Here is a 21,081-nt window from a genome sequence, read left to right on the forward strand (position 1 = left end):
GGAATCAGAAGCGGGCTCTATGATTTTGATTTGACGCGTTTTCTTTACGCGAACCGGTATCCACTTCGCTTGAAAACGCTCCAGGCACATCAAAGACGTGGATGGCCGGGACAAGCCCGGCCATGACGGTGTTGCTATCAGAAGCTGAAGTCACGCAAAATTCGCGGCCGCGGTGGCCTCGCCGATCGATTCCATTTCCGTGCGCGGCCGCTGCCGCGTCAGCGCCAGCATGATACCGACGCCGTAGGCGAGCGAGACCATCGACGAGCCGCCATAGGAAATGAACGGCAGCGTCATGCCCTTGGCAGGGATCAGGTGCAGGTTGACCGCCATGTTGATGGCCGCCTGCACGCCGAACATGATCGCGAGCCCGGACGCCGCGAAGCGCGAGAACAGATCCTCCGATGCATAGGCGCGTGACAGCGCGCGCATGACGATGAATGTGAACAGCGCCAGCAGCGCGAGGCACATGATGATGCCGAACTCCTCGGCTCCCACCGCGAACACGAAGTCGGTGTGACTGTCCGGCAGGCTTCGCTTGGCGATGCCCTCGCCCGGACCGAGCCCGAACCAGCCGCCGTTCGTAAAAGCCTCCATCGCGGTATCGACCTGGAAGGTGTCGCCCGAGGCCGGATCCATGAAGCGCTGGATGCGGGCGGCGACATGGGGCACCAGCATGTAGGCGGCGAACAATCCGGCGAACGCCATGCCCGCAAGACCAAACACCCAGACGATGCGCATCCCTGCGATAAAGAACAGCGCGCCCCACACCATCAGGATCAGCATGGTCTGGCCGAAGTCCGGCTCCATCACGAGCAGCGTCACCATTCCCAGCAGCAGCGTCAGCGCCATCGACGTCGCCGGCACCTCGGGCTTGCGCGCGGATTCCGAGAACAGCCACGCCGCCAGCACGACAAAGGCCGGTTTTGCGGATTCCGAGGCCTGGATGTTGACGCCGAGGATCGTGATCCAGCGTTTCGCGCCCTTGACCTCCGGGCCGAACCACAGCGTCGCCACGATCAGCACGATGCTCAGCGCGAAAACGATCAGCGCCGAGCGGCGGATCTGACGCGGCGTCAGGAACGACACGCCTACCATCACGATGATCGACGGCAGCAGAAACAGCACGTGACGATGGAAGAAGTGAAACGGATCGAGCCCGATACGGGTCGCGACCGACGGACTCGCCGCCAGCGACAGCACGACGCCGGTGAGCATCAAAAGGATCATGGCCGCCAGCAGCCACCGGTCCACGGTCCACCACCATTCCGAGAGCGGCGTGCGTTGTTCGCGTGAAATCATGACGGGTCCTGCGGGCGGAGATCACGCCATTGGTCCCCGATCGTGATTACCGGGAGGTTAAGGAAACAGGACAAGTTTGCGGGAGTTGCTCATCTGTCATGCCCGCGAAGGCGGGCATCCAGTATGTCGCAGCTTTCGACAGTCCCGGATGGCGACGGAGACAGATCAATCTTCGTTGGCGACATACAATCACCCCACCGGCTTCACGCCCGGCAGCGCGCGCACCAGTTCGCGGAAGCGGTCGCCCCGGACTTCGAAATTGCGGAACTGATCGAACGACGCACAGGCCGGCGACAACAGCACCACGGCGTCGGCAAGGCCCGACGCCTCCGCGTCGTGCGCGGCGATCGGCACCGCCGCTTCCAGCGACCCGCTGATCTCGTACTGCACTTTGCCCTCCAGCGTCGCAGCGAATTCCGTCGCCGCCTCCCCGATCAAATAGGCTTTCCTGATGCGCGGGAACGATTCGGCGAGCGAGGCGATGCCGCCGCTCTTCGGCTTGCCGCCGGCGATCCAGAAAATGTCGGCGAAGGACGACAATGCCTTCTCGGTGGCGTCGGCGTTGGTGCCCTTGGAGTCGTTGACGAACAGCACGTTGGCTTTGCGTCCGACCTGCTCCATGCGGTGCGCCAGCCCGGGAAAGCTGCGCAAGCCCTTTTGCAGGAGGTCGTTGCGCACGCCGAGCGCCAGTGCCGCCGCCGAGGCGCAGGCAGCGTTCTGCGCGTTGTGCCGCCCGCGCAGCGAACCGATGCCGCCAATATCGGCGATTTCGGTCCGCGCTCCGCCGCGGGCGCGGACGATCCTGTCATGATCGACGCCGATGCCGTCCGCGAGCGGCCGCTTCACCGAAACCCGCACCACGCGCCCGCCGGCCTGCTCGATGCGATCCGCCGCCGCCCGGCACCAGATATCGTCGACGCCGATGACGGCCGTTCCCTGCGGCGGCACGCTGGCGACCAACCGCTCCTTCACCTCCGCGTAATGCTCGATGGTGCCGTGGCGGTCGAGATGATCGGGACTGACATTGAGCAGGATGCCGACGGTCGGATCGAGCGAAGGCGTCAGATCGATCTGGTACGACGACATCTCGATGACATGCACGCGACCCCTGCGCGGCGGCTCCAGCGACAGGATCGCGGTGCCGATGTTGCCGCCCATCTGCACATCGTGACCGGCTTCGCGCATCAGATGCGCGACCAGCGCCGTGGTGGTGGACTTGCCGTTGGTGCCAGTGATGGCGACGAACGGCGCGTCGGGCACATGACGCCGCCGCTCACGGCAGAACAGTTCGATGTCGCCGATCACCTCGACGCCGGCCTCTCGCGCCGACAGCACGCTCCAATGCGGCGCCGGATGCGTCAGCGGCACGCCTGGCGCCAGCACCAGCGCGGCGAAATTGGTCCACGACACCGTGCGCAAGTCCGCGGTGATGAAGCCGGCCTGCGCAGCCTTCGCGAGATTATCGGCGCTGTCGTCGCTTGCGATGACTTCCGCCCCGCCCGCCTTCAGCGCGTGACAACTCGCAAGGCCGGAGCCGCCGAGGCCGAACACCGCAACCATCTTGCCGGCGAAAGAGGTGACGGGGATCATGTGGATAAACCGGCGAGGTTGTGGCCGTCATGGCCGGGCTTGTTCCGGCCATCCATGTCTTTCATAATTGAACCAAGCAGCATGGACTGAAACGTCTGATTTATTTCGAGAGGTTTGAGGATATTCGAGCAGCGATTCAGCGGGAGCACAACATCAAGCACTGGCCTCGCGCCCAGAAGATTCGAAATATTATCATAGGCAATCCGAACTGGGACGATTTGTACAAAACGATCGCTTGAGGCGTGGATGGCCGGGACCATAGGCGTTCGACAGAACGCCGTTCTTCGAACGGCTATGCCAGGCCATGACGAAAAATCACCGCAGCTTCAGCGTGGAGAGGCCCGCCAGCGCCAGCATCACCGAGATGATCCAGAACCGGATCACGATCTGCGGCTCGGTCCAGCCGAGCTGCTCGAAATGATGATGGATCGGCGCCATCTTGAAGATGCGCTTTCCCGTGAGCTTGAACGACGCCACCTGCACGATCACCGACACCGCTTCCAGCACGAACAGGCCACCGATGACCGCCAGCACGATCTCGTGCTTCACCGCGACCGCGATCGAGCCGAGCATGCCGCCGAGCGCCAGCGAACCGGTGTCGCCCATGAAGATCGAGGCCGGTGGCGCGTTGAACCAGAGGAAGCCGAGGCCCGCCCCGAGCACCGCGCCGCACAGCACCGCGAGTTCACCCGCGCCGGCGATGTAGTTGATCTGGAGGTAGTCGGCGAACACGGCGTTGCCGGCGAGATAGGCGATCATGGCGAAGCTCGCGGACGCGATCATGACCGGCACGATGGCGAGACCGTCCAGGCCGTCGGTGAGATTCACCGCATTGCCGGCGCCGACGATGATGAAGGCGCCGAAGGCGAGGAAGAACCAGCCGAGGTCCAGCACCACGTCCTTGAAGAACGGAATTACCAGAGCGGTCGAGAACGGCTCGCGGCCGAGGCGGACCAGCGCATAGCAGGCGGCCAGCGCAATCAGCAGTTCGAGCAGGAGGCGCGTCCGTCCGGCGAAGCCGGCATGGGTCTGTTTGGTGACTTTCAGATAGTCGTCGTAGAATCCGATGATGCCGAAACCGAGCGTCACCGCAAGCACGATCCAGACATAGGGATTGAGCGGATTGGCCCACAGCACGGTCGATACGACAAGCCCCGACAGGATCATCAGGCCGCCCATGGTCGGCGTGCCCTTCTTGCTGACGAGGTGCGACTGCGGCCCGTCGGCGCGGATCGGCTGTCCCTTGCCCTGACGCAGGCGAAGATTGTCGATGATCCAGGGACCGAACAGGAACACGAACAACGCGGCCGTCACCATCGCGCCGCCGGTGCGGAACGTAATGTAGCGGAAGACGTTCAGGAGCGGCTTGAAAACGCCGAGCCCCGGAACCGTGTTGGAAAGATCGATCAGCCAGTAAAACATTTCATGAAACCCTAAACCGCGACACCGTCGTGCGCGGCGTTGCCGGGAAATCGCTTTTCAAGCGCCGTCACAATCACTTTCATTCGCGATCCGAGCGAACCCTTGACCATGATGACGTCGCCGGCGCGGATCGCCGCCACCACCTGCGATTCGAGCGCGCCCGATCCCTCTGCATAGCCGCCCCGCCTGCCGGAAGAAAGCGTATCCCACAGGTTGCGCATCAGGGGGCCGCAGCAAAATACCATGTCGACGGCGTTGGCGTTGATCGCCTCGATCAGGCCGCGGTGCAGCGCGGCGCTTTTGGGGCCGAGTTCCAGCATGTCGCCCAGCACGGCGATGCGGCGGCCTTGCGCGCCGATCTCGGCACGACCAAGCACGTCGAGCGCCGCCGCCATCGACGCCGGATTGGCGTTGTAGCTCTCGTCGATCAGCGTCGCCTCGCCGTTCGGCACGGTCAGGACATGGCGCACGCCGCGTCCGGCGGCCGGCTGCGCCTGCGACAGCGCAAGACCCGCCAGCGCGAGATCGGCGCCGGCCAGCAACGCCGCCGCCAGAACCGCCAGCGAGTTCATCGCCATGTGGCGGCCGGGCATGGCGAGCTTGTAGGTCAGATCCTGGCCAAGAATTCTGGCATGCACGGCCGAGCATGCCGGATGCAGCGCCACGTCGAGCAGGCACGCATCGGCCTTCTCGTCCGCGCCGAACGAGACGATCCTCGCGATGCCGAGTTTCATGGCGCGCTTCTGCAAGCGCGCGAACTGCGCGTTGTCGCGATTGAGCACGACGGCGCCGCCCGGCTCGACGCCTTCGAAAATTTCCGCCTTGGCATCCGCGATCGCCTCGACGCCGGAGAAGAATTCCAGATGCACCGGCTCGACCGTGGTGATGATGGCGATATGCGGCCGCACCATCTTCACCAGCGGCGCAATCTCGCCGGCGTGATTCATTCCGATCTCGAAGATCGCGAAACGCGCGTCCGCCGGGCAGCGCGCCAGCGTCAGCGGCACGCCCCAGTGGTTATTGAACGAAGCCACCGAGGCGTGGGTCTCGCCCTGCGCGGCCAGCACGCTCCGTAACGCCTCCTTGGTCGAGGTCTTGCCGACCGAACCCGTCACCGCGATCACCTGCGCGGCGAGACGCGTGCGCGAGGCCCGCGCCAGATCGCGCAATGCTGCAAGCACGTCCTCGACGATCAGCAGAGGCGCAGCGGCGGCGAAGTTGTCGCGCTGCGCGGCCTCGACCACCGCCAGCGCCGCGCCCGCCTTCAAGGCGGCATCGACGAAAGCGTGGCCGTCATGCACGTCCCCCCTGATCGCGAAATAGGCCTCGCCGGGCGCGATGGTGCGGCTGTCGATGGAAATGCCGGCGATCGCCGCCGGCAACGCCCCTCGCCTCTCGGCGCGCATCGCCGCAGCCATCGCGTCCAGTGTCCACAACGGCTGCGCGCTCATGGCGCCCCCGCTGTCAGCGCAGCGATAGCCGCCTCGTGATCGCTGAACGGCAACACCCGGTCGCCAACGATCTGTCCGGTTTCGTGGCCCTTGCCGGCGATCAGCAATGCATCTCCGGGCTGCAGGCCCGCGATCGCGGCCCGGATCGCCTCGGTGCGATCGCCGATCTCGCGCGCGCCGCACGCGGCCGCGAGGATCGCAGCGCGGATTGCGGCGGGATCTTCGCTGCGCGGATTGTCGTCGGTGATAATGACCGCATCAGCATTGTTGACGGCGATCTCGCCCATCAGCGGACGCTTGCCCGCGTCACGGTCGCCGCCCGCGCCGAACACCACCACGAGCCGCCGCCTGGCATACGGCCGCAGCGCCTGCAGCGCTTTCGCCAGCGCGTCCGGCTTGTGAGCGTAATCGACAAAAACCGGTGCGCCGTTGCTCTCGCCAACCAGTTCAAGCCGCCCCTTGGCGCCTTCGAGATGCTCGAGCGCCGCGAACACCTGATCGGCATCGCCGCCGGTGCCGATGACGAGACCCGCCGACACCAGCGCGTTCTCGATCTGGAACTCGCCGACCAACGGCAGGCGTATGATGCGCTCGCGTCCCGCGTGTTCGAGCGTTACTCTTTGTGAAAAGCCCTCGATGGCCGCACCGACCAGGCGAATGCCGATATGCGTGCCGTCGCCGCGGCGGCCGACACGCATGACCCGGATGTTGCGCGCGGTCGCCGCCTCGATCACCGTGCCCGAACAATCATGGTCGGCGGAAATCACGGCGGTGCCGTCCGGCTCGACCAGCTCGCGGAACAACCGCAGCTTCGTATCGAGATAATGCGCGACGGTCGGATGATAATCCATGTGGTCGCGCGACAGGTTGGTAAAACCGGCGGCGCGCACGCGCACGCCGTCGAGGCGATGCTGGTCGAGTCCGTGCGAGGACGCTTCCAGCGCGAGATGCGTCACGCCCTCGCCCGCGAGCTGATCGAGTTCGCGATGCAATGCGATCGGATCGGGCGTCGTCACCGAGCCGTATACGTTGCGCGACGGCGCGACCACGCCGATGGTGCCGATGCTGGCGGCGGGATGCCCGAGCCGCTGCCAGATCTGCCGCGTGAAGGCTGCGACCGATGTCTTGCCGCTGGTGCCGGTGACGGCGGCGACGGTCGCGGGCTGGCGCGGATAGAATCGCGCCGCAGCCTTCGCCAGCGCGCGGCGCGGATTCGGCGTCGCGACGAACGGAACGCGCGCGTCCGCCGGCGCGTGCTCACCGGCGACCGCAACGGCGCCGGACGCGACAGCGGCATCGATGAACCGCGCGCCGTCGGTCTTTGAGCCAGCAAGCGCGAAGAAAAGATCGCCCGGCTTCACCTCGCGGCTGTCCATGGCGAGGCCCGTGACGGCCAGTTCGCCCGTGCGCGCGTCCATGGCGGCATCGACGCCGAAAAGCTCGCGAAGTTTCATGGTTCCCCGCCGCCGACCCGGTGGTTCGATTCTAGCATTCGCATCCCGTGCGCGCGCTGAAAATGGGACGAAACTCGGGTTCAGGACACCAGAAGAGCTGCGTTTACTGCGTCGTCCTGGATGCCGCAAGAATAAGGCGGTCGGACGGCGGCAAATTGAAGCGCGGCTTGATTCCAAGCAGCGGCGCAATGCGCGCGATCACCTTGCCGCCGGTCGGGACCGCGTTCCAGCCCGACGTGATGAAGCCATGGGTTTCCTTGGTCGCCTGCGGCTCGTCCAGCATGACCAGAAGCTGATATTGCGGATTGTCGGCGGGCACGATCGCCGTGAACGCGGTGAGCACCTTTTTCTTCGCGTAGCGGCCGTGGATGACTTTTTCGGCCGTGCCGGTCTTGCCGCCGACGTAATAGCCCTTCACGTCGGCCTTCCGTGCGGTGCCGATCTCGGCGTTGAGACGCAGCAGGAAGCGCATTTTCTCGCTGGTCTCGGGCTTGATGACCCGCTTCGCAAGCTTCATCGCATCGGCTTCCGAGCGTTTCAGGAAGGTCGGAGGAATGAGATAACCGCCGTTGACCAGCGCGTCGATGCCCATCACCGCCTGCAGCGGCGCCACCGCGATGCCGTGCCCGAAGGCGATGGTCACGGTGTTCAGTTCACCCCATTTGCGCGGCACGATCGGAGCGGCGCTTTCCGGCAATTCGGTGCGCAGACGGTCGAGCTGTCCCATCTTGCGCAGGAACGCCTTGTGCGCCTCGACGCCTTGCGCCAGCGCGATGCGGGCGGCGCCGATATTCGACGAGAACGTGAATACCTCTTTCATGCTGAGAAAGCGGCCCTTGGGCTCGTCGTCGTGAATCCTGAAACGCCCATAGTGCAGCGGCGCGCGGGCGTCCCACATCGAGTTCAAACCGTATTTTCCGGTATCGAGCGCCATCGCCAGCGTGAAAGCCTTGAAGGTCGATCCCATTTCGTAAACGCCCGTGGTCAAACGGTTGATGCGATCGGGATCATGCGCTTCTTTCGGGTTGTTCGGATCGAAGTCCGGCAGCGAGACCATCGCGACGATTTCGCCGGTCCGCACGTTGGAAACCAGGCCCGAGGCGGCCTTGGCGTGATAGCGCTCCTTGGCCTTGACCAGCTCGTCGCGCAGCGCGTGCTCGACGCGAAGATCGACCGACAGTACCACCGGCTTCTGCAGACGGTCGGTGGCGAAGCCGGCGCGATGCAGATCGGCAAGCCCGTTGCTGTCGAGCCACTTCTCCATGCCGGCAATGCCCTGATTGTCGATGTTGACCAGGCCGATCAGATGCGCCACCTCGCGGCCGCTTGGATAGACGCGCTTGTTCTCACGTAAAAAGCCGATGCCCGGAATTCCGAGATTATGGATTTCCTTCTGCTGCGACGGCGTGATCTCGCGCTTCAACCAGACGAAGCCCTTGCGCGTGCCGAGACGCCGGCGAACCTCCGCGGTCTCGAGATCGGGCAGCGTCGCCGTCAGCAGCTCGACCGCCTCGTCGCGATCGATGATGCGGCGCGGCTCGCCGAACAGGCTCGGCGCTTTGACGTCGGTGGCGAGAATCTGGCCGTTGCGATCGACGATATCGGGTCGCGCGGTGGCGATCGCATCCTGCGACACGGTGCGGTGGCCTCCCTTGTCGTCCGGGAACGCTGCGAACATGACGAGGCGCGCCGCGATCACCGAATAGATCAGGCCGAATGCGATAATGACGAGACCGACCCGCACCCGCGCCTTGGCGGCGCGATCGACGTTGCGTCCGTAGAGCAGGTTGCGGATCACGCGCTGGGTCCAGGCCGCGGACGGCTCGCGACTGTCGCGACCGAGCATGTTCCGGCCGGTCATCGCGGGCCCTCCGGTGCGGGAAGGGAGCCGGTGATGACATCGGGGTCGACGATCTCGATCATGGCGCCGATCGGGTCTGCGGTGCCGGGCGGCACCAGAGTCGGGGGCCGCTCCGGCAGGTTCTTGAGAGAATCGAACTGCGTGGCGTCGACAGGCTTCAGTTTCAAATGCCGTTCGGCCAGAACCTGCAGGCGCCTCGGCGCATCGAGCCGGGCCCATTCCGCGCGCAGCGACGCGATCGCCTCGCGCTGCTCGCGCACCTGCGCCTGCAGCCGCGACACGCGCTCGGTGCGGGCCGTCGAATCCATCTTGATGCGGTAGACATACGATGCCGCATAGACCAGCGCGCAGACCACGAGGAAATGGATGATCCGCATCGATCAGCCTCCCCGCATCACGTCTGCGAGCGAGGGCCAGCCCGAAGGCTCGCCGGCGCCGGCGATCGCCGGCGCAGCGGTGCGTTCGGCGGCGCGCAGCTTGGCGGAGCGCGCGCGCGGATTGACGCTCACCTCGTCATGCCCCGCCGTCACCGGACGTTTGGTAAGGATGGCAAAGCTCGGCGCGGCCCGCTCGATCTCCGGCCGGTGGCGCGAACCGCCGCCCGCCTTGCCGCGCGCGGCGAAGAAGTTCTTGACGATGCGGTCTTCCAGCGAGTGAAAGGATACCACCGCGAGCCGGCCCCCCGGCTTGAGCACGCGCTCCGCCGCCGCCAGCGCAGCGCTCAGTTCGTCGAGTTCCTCGTTGACGAAAATCCGCAAGGCCTGGAACGTCCGCGTCGCCGGATGAATCTCGTGCGGCTGGGCGCGCACCACCTTCGAGACGATATCGGCCAGCGCCCGCGTAGTGAGAATCGGCCCCTCCCGCCGCGCCGCAACGATGGCGCGGGCCACGGCGCGCGAGCGGCGCTCCTCGCCAAAGACATAGATGATATTGGCGAGGTCGGTCTCCGACGCGCGCGCCACCACGTCGGCCGCGGTCGGCCCGCGCCCGCTCATGCGCATGTCGAGCGGACCGTCGAGGCGAAACGAGAAGCCGCGACCGGCATCGTCGAGTTGCATCGAGGACACCCCGACATCCATGACGATGCCATCGACGACATCGGCGCCTTGAGCCGCGCAGACGGCGGCGAGATTGGAAAAGCGATCCTCGACCAGCGTCAACCGGCCGCCGGACTCCTCAACCAGACCGAAGCCAGCCGCAATGGCGGTACGGTCGCGGTCGATCCCGATCACACGGGTATCGGCGGCGGCAAGAATGGCGCGCGAATAGCCTCCGGCCCCAAAGGTCGCATCGACGTAAACGCCGCCGTCATGCGGCGCGAGCATGGCGACGGCCTCGCGGCCGAGCACGGGCACATGGCGAACCGGCGGTACCGTCATGCCCCGCCTCTCGTCCGCAGATGCCTCGCTCTCGACATGCGCCCGCCCATTCCGCCCCGGATGCCCGAAAATCAGCCGGCCGCTCCGGTCGCCGCGACCCATCGCCACGGCGAGGCCGGCCGGATCGGTTCCCACAAGTTTCCTCGCCAGGAGACAGGCCGACAAACCCGGGCTTCCGCATGGAATTTGAGGGGCTGCCATGGGGATTTCGAGCGCGAATGGGACCTCGGCCGCCCCGAAACCGGTTCGGCACTTCATCCCTCAGTAACGGCGGTTAGCATTAAGAAAGGGTTGATGGTTTCGGCTGGAATCGAGTTGTCGCGGGCAGCCGCACGGCGCGAGATGCAACCCTCCAAAGTCGGGGGAAAACACGCGAGGTTGTCCTGCTTTGATTGCCTGGCGCCTCGCGCGTCCGGATAGTGATCCTGATGAGTCGCGGGATAAATCGAAACGCGCTTCGGATGGCGCGTCGTTCTCCTGCCCGTTTTGGATCGTTGCATGTTATCAAGTTCGTTCGCGTCTGCTGAATTCAGGCATCGACGCCCCCTCCCGATCCCCAAGGCCATCGCTGGAATGCCGACCTTCGTCCCGGACTCATCCGTCGTCTCCGACACTGTGCCCTCCATGAACTTCGGCGACCGCGCCAAAGGGCGGCAGCCGGACATGATTGTGCTGCACTACACCGGGATGCCGGACGTCGAGGGCGCGCTGGCGCGGCTATGCACCTCCGGGACCGACGTGTCCGCACATTATGTCGTGCTCGAGGACGGTCGCGTCGTGCAATGCGTCCAGGAGGCGAAACGGGCCTGGCACGCCGGCGTCGCCTCGTGGGCCGGCGAGGAGGACATCAATTCCTGTTCGATCGGTATCGAGATCGTCAATCGCGGCCACGACTGGGGCTATCCGGATTTTCCGCTACGGCAGATCGCCGCCGTCATCGCGCTGTGCCGCGGCATTATTCTTCGGCGCGACATTCCGGCCCATCGCGTCGTCGGCCATTCCGATGTCGCGCCAGCACGCAAAAAGGATCCCGGCGAAAAATTCCCCTGGCACTCGCTGGCGGATTCCGGCGTCGGGCACTGGGTTCGGCCGGCGCCGATCGTGTCCGGCGACGTGCTGAAAGGCGGCAGCGAGGGCGACGATGTCCGCGCGCTCCAGCAATCGCTGGCGCGATACGGCTACGGCATCAAGGCAAGCGGGATATTCGACAACACGACCACGGATGTGGTCAGAGCCTTTCAGCGGCACTTCCGGCCCGAGCGCGTCGATGGTCTGGCCGATCAATCGACATTGAATACGCTGCGGGCTCTGCTCGAGAACCTGCCGGCCGCAGCCGCCACGGCGTCGCGCGAAACCAGCTAAAAGCATGGATTACCGCGATGGAAAAGCCAATGAAACCGTCGTATAGTCTTGGACGTTGTCGGTGGCACACGCTGAGTGACAACCGGCCGCGACGGGGATGATGGACGTAGCCTATTTTGCCGGTTTCAGGCTGCGGCACCAACGCATCGGCACGCGTTTTGTCTAACCCGTTCCCGGCGTGTGCGACCTTTTCGCGCCTGGACGTCGGCCGTTTCAGTAACGGCAGCGGCGGATGGCTTGTTCAGCCCTAAATCAGTTCGACCGTCGCCATGCCGGCCGCGCCATCCCACCCACGCCATGTCGACGCTCGTGTTGGATGGAGCGGGGAAAGCCTGCAAGCTGCGGGCCGGTATCGGTGATCCTCAGGTTTCAATCACCCGGTCAGGTTCGCAACGAATTCGGGCGCTTCGAGACCGGAGTCGGCAAAGAAGGACAGGATCGCGGCCTTTGACCAATATTGCTCGATCAGCAGCCTCGCGAAACGCTCCTTCTCCCGCGAGAATCTTACTGTCAGCGTATCGGCACTGTCCGGCTTTTTCCCGAACAGATCGGCATTCCACGGATCCCCGTTGAAGAAGTCATGTTCGAGGACCGTTCGTTCCGATACGTGATTTCCGTTCGCCTGATTGCGCCGCGCGCGCACGGCTTCCGACACTTCCGTGATCAGGGTGAACAGACGCGCCTGTTCGATAAGAAGATCCTGGGTCGGAAAGACATTCTCCACCAGAAGGCCCGGAACGAAATCCCGCGCCAGGGCGGTCGCGAGCTGCATCCAGGCGTCTTCCGGCGACCGCGCGGCGATCTTGTAGAAGTCGAAGAGCGCCATCCACCGGCCTCGCAATTCCTCGACCTGGGAATCGTACCATCGCGACCAGATCGAGTGCTCGCCGACGGGCCCTTCGGCTTTCCTGACAGCGTCGATCCGCTCCAGCAATCCCAGGTCGACCCTCATGGGACGGCTCAACCGCTCGGGAAGATCGGGCGCGCTGTACTCCTCAAGGTCGTGAGCGAACTCGGTCGCGTCCGGATCCGGAAAGGACGTTCTGTATTTTCCGCTTCCAGTTTTCTGCATCGTGCGACGGCTCCCCTGGACAATCAAAATCGGCGATGCAGCAATCTCTTGCTTCGCAGATGCACATAAACCGCGGAGCTCGCGCTCCGCTGCCATGCGACTATTAGACATCTAGCAAAATCGGAGCGAAGTAAGATCATCCAATGGTTAGTCTCCGTCTCTTAACGATGAAGGAGGGTTAGCAATGGACTGGAACCGGATCGAACAAAACTGGGATCAGGTCAAGTACAAGGTCAGAGATCAGTGGGGTAAGTTCACCTTCGACGATCTCTGGGAAATTTCCGGCAACCGCGAGCAACTCGAAAAGAAGCTGCAACAGCGGTACGGGTACGGAAACGACTACGCAAAAAAGGAAGTCGACACTTGGTATACCAAGGCGCAGTCGTGGCCCGATACGTTGAACGAACCACCTCGCTGGATGGGGTATTAGTGTTTTTTACGGCCAGGTGAGGTCCGCTTAGGCGGAAGAATGCTCAACAAATAATTAGCGCGTATTCATCTGCGGGATACGCGCTAACCCGGCGGTTCGGCCGCCTCATCGTCAAATTTTATCTCGCCGTTTCGGAATATATACGGCAGCCAGCCGGGGAATGCGGCCGATGTGCTGTCTTTCCCCGGCGGCGACTGCAGCCCAAGCTTTTCTGAACCCACAAGGGAACCTTGTCGGCTCCAACGTGTAACCTCCAAAACAGGAGGCCATCATGGATGAAGACCGCGATGACCCAATGCCGCAGGGGCCGACTAACAATCTGTTCCTTGCCGCAAGCGGTTTCGGACTTGTAGCATTCCTCGTCGGGTTCGCGCTTATTGTGGCGGCCAGCCTCGGCTTTTTTAGATGAGTGCTGACTGGCTTGCGAGGTCTCTCATCCTGGCTTGACTCATGACTTGCTGCTCATGACTTGCTTGTGTTCAGGCGTGCCCTCGCAGCCGCTTGGCGTGTTTAAGTGATTGTACGTATTGGTACAGTTGGGTGGGCTCGAACCACCGACCTCCTGTTCCACAGACAGGCGCTCTAACCAACTGAGCTACAACTGCATCGGGTCCACGCCCGGACAAGAAAAACGGCTTGTGAACGGGGCGGAAACTAGGAGCAACGCCTTGCTTTGGCAAGGCCGCAACGATCCGCTATCGCGAAGCCGGCCGCTTAAAATCACCCCCGCCGACGTCCGTGGCCCTTGGCCATTTGCCTGTCGATAGCAAGGGGTCCGGCTGGCCGCGCGGATCGGGAGCGTCCGGCGTGCGTATCCCTTCAAGGACGACGCCAAACGACTCAACCCGGGCCAGCCGGTCCGGGTTGTCGCGGCTCGCGAATCGGTTCGCTCGATCAGACGACCGGCTGGAACAGCTTCGACGTGCTGGTCCTGATCGGCTCGGCGGTCTCGGTGGCAATCTTCTGGCCCAGTTCAGCCAGCTCCTTGGCCTGGGCCGCAAAGGTCCCGAACTGTCTGCGCGTGTGGGCGCTCCACACCTCGGTCGCATCGGTCAGCGACCTCGCGCCGACCAGTTCCTGCAGAAAATCGAACCCGGCGCTGGTATTGGCCTGGCCGAAATCGAGAAGCTTGGCGGAATAGGCATGGACCCCATTGCTGGCAGCGCTGAACACCGCCTCGATGGCACCGTTGCCGTTCTGCGCGGCCTCCTTGAATTTCGCGTAGTTGTCGCGGGCCTGCGAGACGCCTTTTTCGGCGAATGCACGTACCTGCTCGGGGACTTCGAACGGATCTGTTGAGTTGGCCATGGCATCTGTCCTTCGCATCGGTGAAACCTCGCGTAATCCTGCGAACGTGCCTTCGCGGATCACGGATGCCCGAATTTCGAGATTCATCGATCCCGAAGTCGCGGGCGGCATGCTACATTCTTATCATGTCGATTGTGCAATGCAACAAGATATTGCGACGCAAGATATGTTTCCGGAAGATTTGAAGGCTGGCGTCGGGAGTGGAAGCCGCCGGCGTCAGTCTTTGGGCTTCCCCGCTTCCATGGTGGCCCGGCCCATGCTTTGACCTATCTCACTCGCCTGCTCGGTCAGCGCTTTCATCTGACTTTGCACATACTCGGTGTGCAGCCGCATCACCTCGGCCAGATCGGTGGCACGGAGAAGCTTCTCGGCATAGTCCAGCGAGGCAGTCATGTTCTGCTCGGCAAATGAGATCGCCTTGCTGCTGATGTCCCGAACACTGCTGCGGACCGCGACGTTGCGCCCCTCGATCGAACTGGCCGCCTGCTGCGCTCCGTTGAGAAAACCCTCGAATGTCTTGCGCGCCTGCTCAAGACCGGCCTCGACCATCGAGCGAACGTCATTCGGAATTTCGAAACGGTCACGCCCTTCATCACCCATGGTTCGCCACTCCTGTTGCAGGCCCGCGCGCTGGTCCCTTTCATGGGTTCCTATCGTGGACCTCTGGTTTGTTTTTGCAACATCTCAACGTGTCACCGCCCACGGAGGTCCATGGACGGCCGTCGAATTAAGGTTATCCGGGCTTTAGCGGGGATTGCGAAGGCGGGGTCGTGGACCTCGGCCGGGTAGGACACGATACTGACGATCTGTTAGGACTGCCGTCCGTGAAACCCGACATGCGCAGCCGCGGCAGGCGACAAGAGACGATGAACATACGGTGCCCATGATCAGCGCCGATTTCCAGTTGCAGGGCGTGACGGATCCACGGCTGGCCGTTCATGCGGCTGGCGCGCAGCCGGCGTGGCTTTGGTCGCTCGACGGCGCCCGAATCCTGTGGGCGAATCCCGTCGGCGCCTCGATATTCGGCGCCGTCAATGCTCTTGCGCTTGCGTCGCGAGACTTCGGCCCAGCCGATGCGCACCGGCGTCAGGTGGCCCGGTTCGCGGACCGGCTGCCGCCGGCCGGCGCGGTGCGGCTTGAACGGCTGCGCGGCTTCGGCGGCGCGCTCGGCGGTCTCGTCACCTGCGCCTGCGCGCGGCTGGATTTCTCCGACGGCGGCAGCGGCATCATCATCACCTGCGTGGAGCCGGCGAGCGGCGGCATGGCGCTGATCGAACGCTTGCAACGATTGGTGAACGGCATCGATGCGCCGATTGCCGCATTTGCGCGCGACGGCAGATTGGTCGCCGCCAGCGACGCGGCGCGGACGCTTCCCGGCTTTCGCAGTCTTGCCGAAGTCGGGCTGGAGGGCGCGCGCGAAGACGCGTTGCGCGACGGCCATGCCGAGACCACGGCAGGGCCGTTGCATATGACGCTGCATCGTGTCGGCAGCGGCGACGACGTCGGGCTTGTCGCCCTGCTCGCGCCGCAAGCTGCGGAGCCCTCCGCCTCGGGGAGCGCGTCGCCGCTGGCTGAACCGCAATCCGCACCGCCGTCACCGAGCGAGGCGGCCGTTCCGCCCCTGCCGACCGTCGATGCATCGCCCTCGCCTGACGATACTCCGTCGCGCGATTCCGTAGCTCGGATGCGCCGTCATCCCCTGCGCTTCATGTGGCGGATGGATGCCGACGGCCGCTTTTCGCTCGGCTCCGACGACTTCACCCGCGCGATCGGCATGCGCACGGCGGCCGGTTTCGGCCGGTTGTGGAACGAGATCACGGAGGTGTTCGGGCTCGACCCCGAAGGCCGCGTTGCAAAAGCGGTCGCCACCCGCGACACCTGGAGCGGCATCACGCTGCTTTGGCCGGTCGACGGGTCCGACGCGCGCCTGTCCGTCGAAATGTCGGGACTGCCGGTCTACGATCGCACGCATAATTTCGCGGGTTATCGCGGCTTCGGCGTCTGTCGCGATCGCGAAGGTTTGGCGCGGCTCGCAGCAAATCGGCGTGACGAAGTCTCGCTCAACCAGGCCTCCCATCCGCTGCCGGCGGGCGCAGCGACATCTCCCGAGGTCACTCCCGCCGAATCCTCGCAACAGCCAGCAGAACCGGACACCGCCGTGGAAACGCCCAAGAATGTCCTGCCGTTCAGGTCCCCGGCCGACCCGAAACAGCTTTCGCTCACCCCCATCGAGAACAACGCCTTCAACGAGCTGGCGCGCCAGCTCTCGGCGCGGCTGGAGGGCGGGCCGGACGCCGTCGAACCCGAGGCCGCCGCGAAGCAGCCGGTTGCCGAAACACCCGATGCAGCCGAACCGCAAGCGGACGGATTGTCATCGTCCGGACCCCCGCCGCAGGCCATCGGCGCGCGCGACAGCCAGGTGCTCGACCTGCTCCCGAGCGGCGTGATGATCTACCGGCCCGACCGCGTGCTTTACGCCAACCCGGCCTTTCTCGCACAAGTCGGGTACGACGACCTGCATGCGCTGGAACAGGCCGGCGGACTCGATGCCCTGTTGGTCGAATCCGACATGCCCGCCGCCGATAGCACGCCTGCTACCGGCTCTCCCGTCACGGTCTCCTCAACGCCGCCATCGGGCGCACCGCAACAGCCGATCGCCGCCCGGCTTTTCGTGGTCGCTTGGGATGGCGAGCCCGCGCAGGCCCTGATCTGCACGGGTGCAGCGCCTTCTCCCGCGGGTCATGCCACCGCCGAGGAACTCGGCGCCATCCTCGACACCGCGGCCGAAGGCATCCTGATGTTCGGCGAGAGCGGACGCATCACCGCCTGCAACCGCAGCGCCGAAGCGCTGTTCGGCCACTCCGGGGACGGTCTCGCGCAGCTCAATCTGACGGATCTCTTCGCACCGGAGAGCCAGGGCGCGGTGCGCGACTATTTCAACGGACTTGCGGGCGACGGCGTCGCAAGCCTGCTCGATCATGGCCGCGAGGTGCTCGGCCGCGCGCGCGAGGGCGGCTTGATCCCGCTATCGATGACGATGGGCCGGACGCAAACCGACGGCCCCAACTTTTTCGCGGTGTTCCGCGACCTGTCGCAAGCGAGGAAGATCGAGACCGAGTTGTCCCAGGCGCGACGGCAGGCCGATCGCGCGGCCAACGCCAAGGCCGAGGTGCTGGCGCGGATCAGTCATGAAATCCGAATGCCGCTCAACGCCATCATCGGTTTTGCCGAAGTGATGAGCGACGAGAAATTCGGTCCGCTCGGCAACGAACGCTACGTCGAATATATGAAGGACATCCGCGGCTCCGGCGAACGCATCATCGCATTCATCGACGACCTGCTCGACCTGTCGCGGATCGAAACCGGAAAACTCGATCTCGCCTTCGTCAACCAGAACCTCAACGAACTGGTCGAGCAATGCGTCGCGGTGATGCAGCCGCAGGCCAATCGCGAGCGCATCATCATCCGCACCTCGCTCGCGCACACGCTTCCGCCGGTCGTGGCCGATGCGCAGGCGCTGCGCCAGATCGCCCTCAACCTGATCGGAAACTCGGTCCATCTCGCCAACGCCGGCGGCCAGGTCATCGTCTCCACGGCGATCAATGATTTCGGCGACGTGGCGCTGCGCGTGCGCGATACCGGGCACGGACTCAACGACGACGAGCTGGCCGCCGCGACGGAGCCGTTCCGCACGCCGGCGCCAAGCGATCAGGCTTTCGAGAGCGCCGGCGTCAGCCTGTCGCTCACCAAGGCGCTGGTCGAAGCCAACCGCGCACAGTTCCACATCAGGACCGGCCCGCATTCCGGCACGCTGATCGAGGTGGTGTTTGCGCAGGCGAAGGCGCTCGTTTCGGAATAGCAACGCCGACATGGCCGACACGGGAACCCGCTTGTCGCGATCATCCGCTAGCCTCCGACAGCCCGCTGGCATATAGTCGCACGGTGTGATCACCGGAGCCCGGATGGCGACATTTTCAGGCAAGCATCATCTGGTTTTAGCGGCCGCGTTCTGCCTGGGCTGGTCCGCAGCGCACGCCCAGGGCGAGCCCGTGAAATACTGGATTCCATTTGGACCGTTCGGCGTCGGCTATGCAACTGAGCCCGCCGGCGGCGCAACCTATGGCAACTTTCCGGGCTTCGACGTCGAACGAACCGAGAAGAGCGGATTTTCTTTCCGAACCTACAGCGCCCCGGTCAACTCACTGACGAACGGCTTCGGGCGGAGCGATTTCTATGGCGGCGCGTTCGGCAACTCGCTGTCCTACGAAAGCTCGCAGTTCGGCTACACCTTCAAGGGCGTGGGCGACGCGCCGGTGACGCTGTTCGGCGGCGTCGATAGCTTGAAATACAACCCGGACGTCTTCAGCACGATCACGTCGTTCAGCCCCGCCGCCGGCGCAACCCCTGCCTACGGCGTCCATGCGGGCGTCGAAATCCGGCCGACGTCGAACCTCAGCCTGTCGTTCTCGGCCGGCTACACGCAGCAACAATCCGGCCTCGCAGACGGCGACATCAGCTCGAGCCTGCTGCCCAGGGAACTCGGCGGACGGCGTTAATCAGAGCGTTTTCAAGCGAAGCATGTCCTCGGGCTTGACCCGAGGATGGCTACCGGTTCGCGTAAAGAAAAGACGTCAAATCAAAACATAGAGCCCGCTTCTGATTCCATCGGAAGCGGAAAGGCTCCGGCGGAGCGGGGACAGCGCTGCCGCAGATCAGGCCTTCTTCAGCGCGACGCGGAATTCGCCTTCGGTCTTCGCCTTGACCTCCTCCAGCGTAACGCCGTCGGCGAGCTCGATCAGCACCATGCCGCCCTTGCCGTGCTTGTCGATGGTGAACACCGCAAGATCGGTCACGACCATATCGACGACCCTCTCGCCGGTCAGCGGCAGCGTGCATCGCTTGAGCAGCTTGGGGCCGTCCTTGGCGGAATGCTCCATCACCACGACGACGCGCTTGACGCCGGCGACGAGATCCATCGCGCCGCCCATGCCCTTGACCATCCTGCCGGGGATCATCCAGTTGGCGAGGTCGCCGTTCTGCGCCACCTGCATCGCGCCGAGGATGGAGAGGTCGATATGGCCGCCGCGCACCATGCCGAACGAGTCGGATGAGGAGAAATAGCTGGTGGTCGGCAGTTCGCTCACCGTCTGCTTGCCCGCGTTGATGAGGTCGGGGTCCTCCTCCCCCTCATAGGGAAACGGACCCATGCCGAGCATGCCGTTCTCGCTCTGGAGCTGCACGTCGATGCCGTCGGGGATGAAGTTCGACACCAGCGTCGGAATGCCGATGCCGAGATTGACGTAATAGCCGTCGCGCAGTTCCTTGGCGGCGCGCGCCGCCATCTGCTCGCGGGTCCAGGCCATTGGATTCTCCTGTCTTCCTGTATCGTCATTGCGAGAAGCGAAGCGACGAAGCGATCCGCTCTCGATCCCGAGCGCTGGATGGCTTCGCCGCGCCCGCAATGACGGCGTATAAACAGTGCCGCGGCTTTCATTCATTTCGGCATGGTCTGCTCCGAAAACCGGAAGGCCACTTCGGGATCATGCCGCCGGACGCGGGCGGGTGTTGCGGAATTCGATGTGCTTCCTGGCGCTGCCGACCTCGACGAGTCGCTTGACGAAAATGCCGGGCGTATGGATGTGGTCGGGGTCGATCTGGCCCGCGGGCACCAGATGTTCGACTTCGGCGACGGTGATTTTCGCCGCGGTCGCCATCATCGGATTGAAGTTTCGCGCGGTCTTGCGGTAGACCAGATTGCCGGCGGTGTCACCCTTCCAGGCGTGGACGATGGCGAGATCGGCGAACAGCCCGCGCTCCATCAGGTATTTCTCGCCGTCGAACTCCCTCACTTCCTTGCCTTCGGCGATCAGGGTTCCGACGCCGGTCTTGGTGTAGAACGCCGGAATGCCGGCGCCGCCGGCGCGAATGCGCTCGGCCAGCGTGCCCTGCGGATTGAATTCGAGTTCGAGTTCGCCGGCGAGGTACTGCTGCGCGAACAACTTGTTTTCCCCGACATAGGACGAGATCATCTTCCGGATCTGCCGCGTCTCGAGCAGCCGGCCCAGTCCGATGCCATCGACACCTGCGTTGTTGGACACCACCGTCAGATTCTTGACGCCCGAGTCGCGGATCGCATCGGCCAGCGTCTCCGCGATGCCGCAGAGACCGAAGCCGCCGGACATGATCATCATGCCGTCCCGGAGGATGCCGTCGAGAGCCGATTTGGCGTCGGGGTAAACCTTGTTCATGAGGTGCGACCTGAAGAAGGAAGGCGCCGCCTGCCGGCGCGCCGGAATGGTTCGTGGCGAGTATTAGGCAAAATCCTCCAGGGGCGTCAATTGGAGGTATGGCGGCCCCATAGCCCCGCCGGCGGCCTTGAAAGCGTCAAGAAAACCGATCAAGTTGCGGCCAGCCGGACCGGTGCCCGACCACCCGGCGAGCGTCAACCAA

The 21,081-nt window shown here is 64.3% G+C and carries 18 protein-coding genes, 1 tRNA gene and 1 pseudogene; 6 read left to right on the plus strand and 14 right to left on the minus strand.

Features of this window, described 5'->3' with window-relative positions:
- Positions 1–150: 150 nt before the first annotated feature.
- Positions 151–1,302 (minus strand): putative lipid II flippase FtsW, encoded by a 1,152-nt coding sequence (gene ftsW / locus ACMDCM_RS09075; RefSeq protein WP_412773260.1) that lies wholly within the window; start codon positions 1,300–1,302, stop codon positions 151–153.
- A 189-nt stretch (positions 1,303–1,491) separates the two neighbouring features.
- Positions 1,492–2,892, minus strand: coding sequence for a UDP-N-acetylmuramoyl-L-alanine--D-glutamate ligase (murD, locus tag ACMDCM_RS09080; protein WP_412773261.1), 1,401 nt, complete (start codon positions 2,890–2,892; stop codon positions 1,492–1,494).
- 71 nt (positions 2,893–2,963) lie between these two features.
- On the opposite strand from murD, the pseudogene ACMDCM_RS09085 reads away from it, so the two are divergent.
- Positions 2,964–3,131, plus strand: a pseudogene (locus ACMDCM_RS09085) (GIY-YIG nuclease family protein); the annotation flags it as partial.
- Positions 3,132–3,207: 76 nt separating this feature from the next.
- Here ACMDCM_RS09085 and mraY read toward each other — a convergent pair.
- The 6 genes from mraY to rsmH form a co-directional block, all read right to left on the minus strand.
- Positions 3,208–4,314, minus strand: a complete 1,107-nt coding sequence (gene mraY / locus ACMDCM_RS09090; RefSeq protein ID WP_412773262.1) for a phospho-N-acetylmuramoyl-pentapeptide-transferase — start codon at positions 4,312–4,314, stop codon at positions 3,208–3,210.
- Between the two features lie 11 nt (positions 4,315–4,325).
- A complete protein-coding gene (locus tag ACMDCM_RS09095) occupies positions 4,326–5,765 on the minus strand; it encodes a UDP-N-acetylmuramoylalanyl-D-glutamyl-2,6-diaminopimelate--D-alanyl-D-alanine ligase (RefSeq protein ID WP_412773263.1) in 1,440 nt (479 codons plus the stop codon).
- Positions 5,762–7,219 (minus strand): UDP-N-acetylmuramoyl-L-alanyl-D-glutamate--2,6-diaminopimelate ligase, encoded by a 1,458-nt coding sequence (locus ACMDCM_RS09100; RefSeq protein WP_412773264.1) that lies wholly within the window; start codon positions 7,217–7,219, stop codon positions 5,762–5,764. The genes ACMDCM_RS09095 and ACMDCM_RS09100 overlap by 4 nt, the downstream gene beginning before the upstream one ends.
- Positions 7,220–7,322: 103 nt before the next feature.
- The gene (locus tag ACMDCM_RS09105; protein WP_412773265.1) at positions 7,323–9,080 is read right to left on the minus strand and encodes a peptidoglycan D,D-transpeptidase FtsI family protein; all 1,758 of its coding nucleotides are present in this window, start codon (positions 9,078–9,080) and stop codon (positions 7,323–7,325) included.
- Complete coding sequence (gene ftsL, locus ACMDCM_RS09110) at positions 9,077–9,457, minus strand: cell division protein FtsL (protein WP_412773266.1); 381 nt, start codon at positions 9,455–9,457, stop codon at positions 9,077–9,079. Before ftsL ends, ACMDCM_RS09105 begins: the two co-directional genes overlap by 4 nt.
- Positions 9,458–9,460: 3 nt before the next feature.
- Positions 9,461–10,660: a 16S rRNA (cytosine(1402)-N(4))-methyltransferase RsmH gene (rsmH, locus tag ACMDCM_RS09115; RefSeq protein WP_412773267.1), complete on the minus strand. Its 1,200-nt coding sequence runs from the start codon at positions 10,658–10,660 to the stop codon at positions 9,461–9,463.
- Between the two features lie 297 nt (positions 10,661–10,957).
- Here rsmH and ACMDCM_RS09120 point away from each other — a divergent pair, with 297 nt between their 5' ends.
- Entirely contained in the window at positions 10,958–11,821 is an 864-nt protein-coding gene (locus ACMDCM_RS09120) for an N-acetylmuramoyl-L-alanine amidase (RefSeq protein ID WP_412773268.1), read from the plus strand.
- 373 nt (positions 11,822–12,194) lie between these two features.
- On the opposite strand, the gene ACMDCM_RS09125 is transcribed toward ACMDCM_RS09120, so the two are convergent.
- Positions 12,195–12,893: a hypothetical protein gene (locus ACMDCM_RS09125; protein ID WP_412773269.1), complete on the minus strand. Its 699-nt coding sequence runs from the start codon at positions 12,891–12,893 to the stop codon at positions 12,195–12,197.
- Between the two features lie 184 nt (positions 12,894–13,077).
- Here ACMDCM_RS09125 and ACMDCM_RS09130 point away from each other — a divergent pair, with 184 nt between their 5' ends.
- Together ACMDCM_RS09130 and ACMDCM_RS09135 are read left to right on the plus strand one after the other, a co-directional pair.
- Positions 13,078–13,323, plus strand: a complete 246-nt coding sequence (locus ACMDCM_RS09130) for a CsbD family protein (protein WP_412773270.1) — start codon at positions 13,078–13,080, stop codon at positions 13,321–13,323.
- Positions 13,324–13,594: 271 nt separating this feature from the next.
- Positions 13,595–13,732 (plus strand): hypothetical protein, encoded by a 138-nt coding sequence (locus ACMDCM_RS09135; protein WP_412773271.1) that lies wholly within the window; start codon positions 13,595–13,597, stop codon positions 13,730–13,732.
- Between the two features lie 119 nt (positions 13,733–13,851).
- On the opposite strand, the gene ACMDCM_RS09140 is transcribed toward ACMDCM_RS09135, so the two are convergent.
- The 3 genes from ACMDCM_RS09140 to ACMDCM_RS09150 all read right to left on the minus strand — a co-directional run bounded on the left by ACMDCM_RS09140 (position 13,852) and on the right by ACMDCM_RS09150 (position 15,231).
- Positions 13,852–13,928 (minus strand) — tRNA-His (locus ACMDCM_RS09140).
- A gap of 289 nt (positions 13,929–14,217) precedes the next feature.
- Complete coding sequence (locus ACMDCM_RS09145; protein ID WP_412774712.1) at positions 14,218–14,631, minus strand: phasin; 414 nt, start codon at positions 14,629–14,631, stop codon at positions 14,218–14,220.
- A gap of 216 nt (positions 14,632–14,847) precedes the next feature.
- Positions 14,848–15,231, minus strand: coding sequence for a phasin (locus tag ACMDCM_RS09150; RefSeq protein WP_412773272.1), 384 nt, complete (start codon positions 15,229–15,231; stop codon positions 14,848–14,850).
- Positions 15,232–15,514: 283 nt separating this feature from the next.
- On the opposite strand from ACMDCM_RS09150, the gene ACMDCM_RS09155 reads away from it, so the two are divergent.
- Together ACMDCM_RS09155 and ACMDCM_RS09160 are read left to right on the plus strand one after the other, a co-directional pair.
- Positions 15,515–18,490, plus strand: a complete 2,976-nt coding sequence (locus ACMDCM_RS09155; protein WP_412774713.1) for a PAS domain-containing protein — start codon at positions 15,515–15,517, stop codon at positions 18,488–18,490.
- Positions 18,491–18,593: 103 nt separating this feature from the next.
- Positions 18,594–19,187, plus strand: a complete 594-nt coding sequence (locus ACMDCM_RS09160) for a hypothetical protein (protein ID WP_412773273.1) — start codon at positions 18,594–18,596, stop codon at positions 19,185–19,187.
- Between the two features lie 156 nt (positions 19,188–19,343).
- Here the strand turns inward: ACMDCM_RS09160 and ACMDCM_RS09165 are convergent, their stop codons facing one another.
- Complete coding sequence (locus ACMDCM_RS09165; protein ID WP_412773274.1) at positions 19,344–19,994, minus strand: 3-oxoacid CoA-transferase subunit B; 651 nt, start codon at positions 19,992–19,994, stop codon at positions 19,344–19,346.
- Positions 19,995–20,171: 177 nt separating this feature from the next.
- The gene (locus ACMDCM_RS09170; protein WP_412773275.1) at positions 20,172–20,879 is read right to left on the minus strand and encodes a CoA transferase subunit A; all 708 of its coding nucleotides are present in this window, start codon (positions 20,877–20,879) and stop codon (positions 20,172–20,174) included.
- Between the last annotated feature and the right edge of the window lie 202 nt (positions 20,880–21,081).

This window comes from Nitrobacter sp. (assembly GCF_047149785.1).
Classification (GTDB): domain Bacteria; phylum Pseudomonadota; class Alphaproteobacteria; order Rhizobiales; family Xanthobacteraceae; genus Nitrobacter.

Bases quoted from the DNA above. Each gene is read 5' to 3' on its own strand.
- ftsW (WP_412773260.1), bottom strand. From the start codon at position 1,302: ATGATTTCACGCGAACAACGCACGCCGCTCTCGGAATGGTGGTGGACC.
- murD (WP_412773261.1), bottom strand. From the start codon at position 2,892: ATGATCCCCGTCACCTCTTTCGCCGGCAAGATGGTTGCGGTGTTCGGC.
- mraY (WP_412773262.1), bottom strand. From the start codon at position 4,314: ATGTTTTACTGGCTGATCGATCTTTCCAACACGGTTCCGGGGCTCGGC.
- ACMDCM_RS09095 (WP_412773263.1), bottom strand. From the start codon at position 5,765: ATGAGCGCGCAGCCGTTGTGGACACTGGACGCGATGGCTGCGGCGATG.
- ACMDCM_RS09100 (WP_412773264.1), bottom strand. From the start codon at position 7,219: ATGAAACTTCGCGAGCTTTTCGGCGTCGATGCCGCCATGGACGCGCGC.
- ACMDCM_RS09105 (WP_412773265.1), bottom strand. From the start codon at position 9,080: ATGACCGGCCGGAACATGCTCGGTCGCGACAGTCGCGAGCCGTCCGCG.
- ftsL (WP_412773266.1), bottom strand. From the start codon at position 9,457: ATGCGGATCATCCATTTCCTCGTGGTCTGCGCGCTGGTCTATGCGGCA.
- rsmH (WP_412773267.1), bottom strand. From the start codon at position 10,660: ATGGCAGCCCCTCAAATTCCATGCGGAAGCCCGGGTTTGTCGGCCTGT.
- ACMDCM_RS09120 (WP_412773268.1), top strand. From the start codon at position 10,958: ATGTTATCAAGTTCGTTCGCGTCTGCTGAATTCAGGCATCGACGCCCC.
- ACMDCM_RS09125 (WP_412773269.1), bottom strand. From the start codon at position 12,893: ATGCAGAAAACTGGAAGCGGAAAATACAGAACGTCCTTTCCGGATCCG.
- ACMDCM_RS09130 (WP_412773270.1), top strand. From the start codon at position 13,078: ATGGACTGGAACCGGATCGAACAAAACTGGGATCAGGTCAAGTACAAG.
- ACMDCM_RS09135 (WP_412773271.1), top strand. From the start codon at position 13,595: ATGGATGAAGACCGCGATGACCCAATGCCGCAGGGGCCGACTAACAAT.
- ACMDCM_RS09145 (WP_412774712.1), bottom strand. From the start codon at position 14,631: ATGGCCAACTCAACAGATCCGTTCGAAGTCCCCGAGCAGGTACGTGCA.
- ACMDCM_RS09150 (WP_412773272.1), bottom strand. From the start codon at position 15,231: ATGGGTGATGAAGGGCGTGACCGTTTCGAAATTCCGAATGACGTTCGC.
- ACMDCM_RS09155 (WP_412774713.1), top strand. From the start codon at position 15,515: ATGATCAGCGCCGATTTCCAGTTGCAGGGCGTGACGGATCCACGGCTG.
- ACMDCM_RS09160 (WP_412773273.1), top strand. From the start codon at position 18,594: ATGGCGACATTTTCAGGCAAGCATCATCTGGTTTTAGCGGCCGCGTTC.
- ACMDCM_RS09165 (WP_412773274.1), bottom strand. From the start codon at position 19,994: ATGGCCTGGACCCGCGAGCAGATGGCGGCGCGCGCCGCCAAGGAACTG.
- ACMDCM_RS09170 (WP_412773275.1), bottom strand. From the start codon at position 20,879: ATGAACAAGGTTTACCCCGACGCCAAATCGGCTCTCGACGGCATCCTC.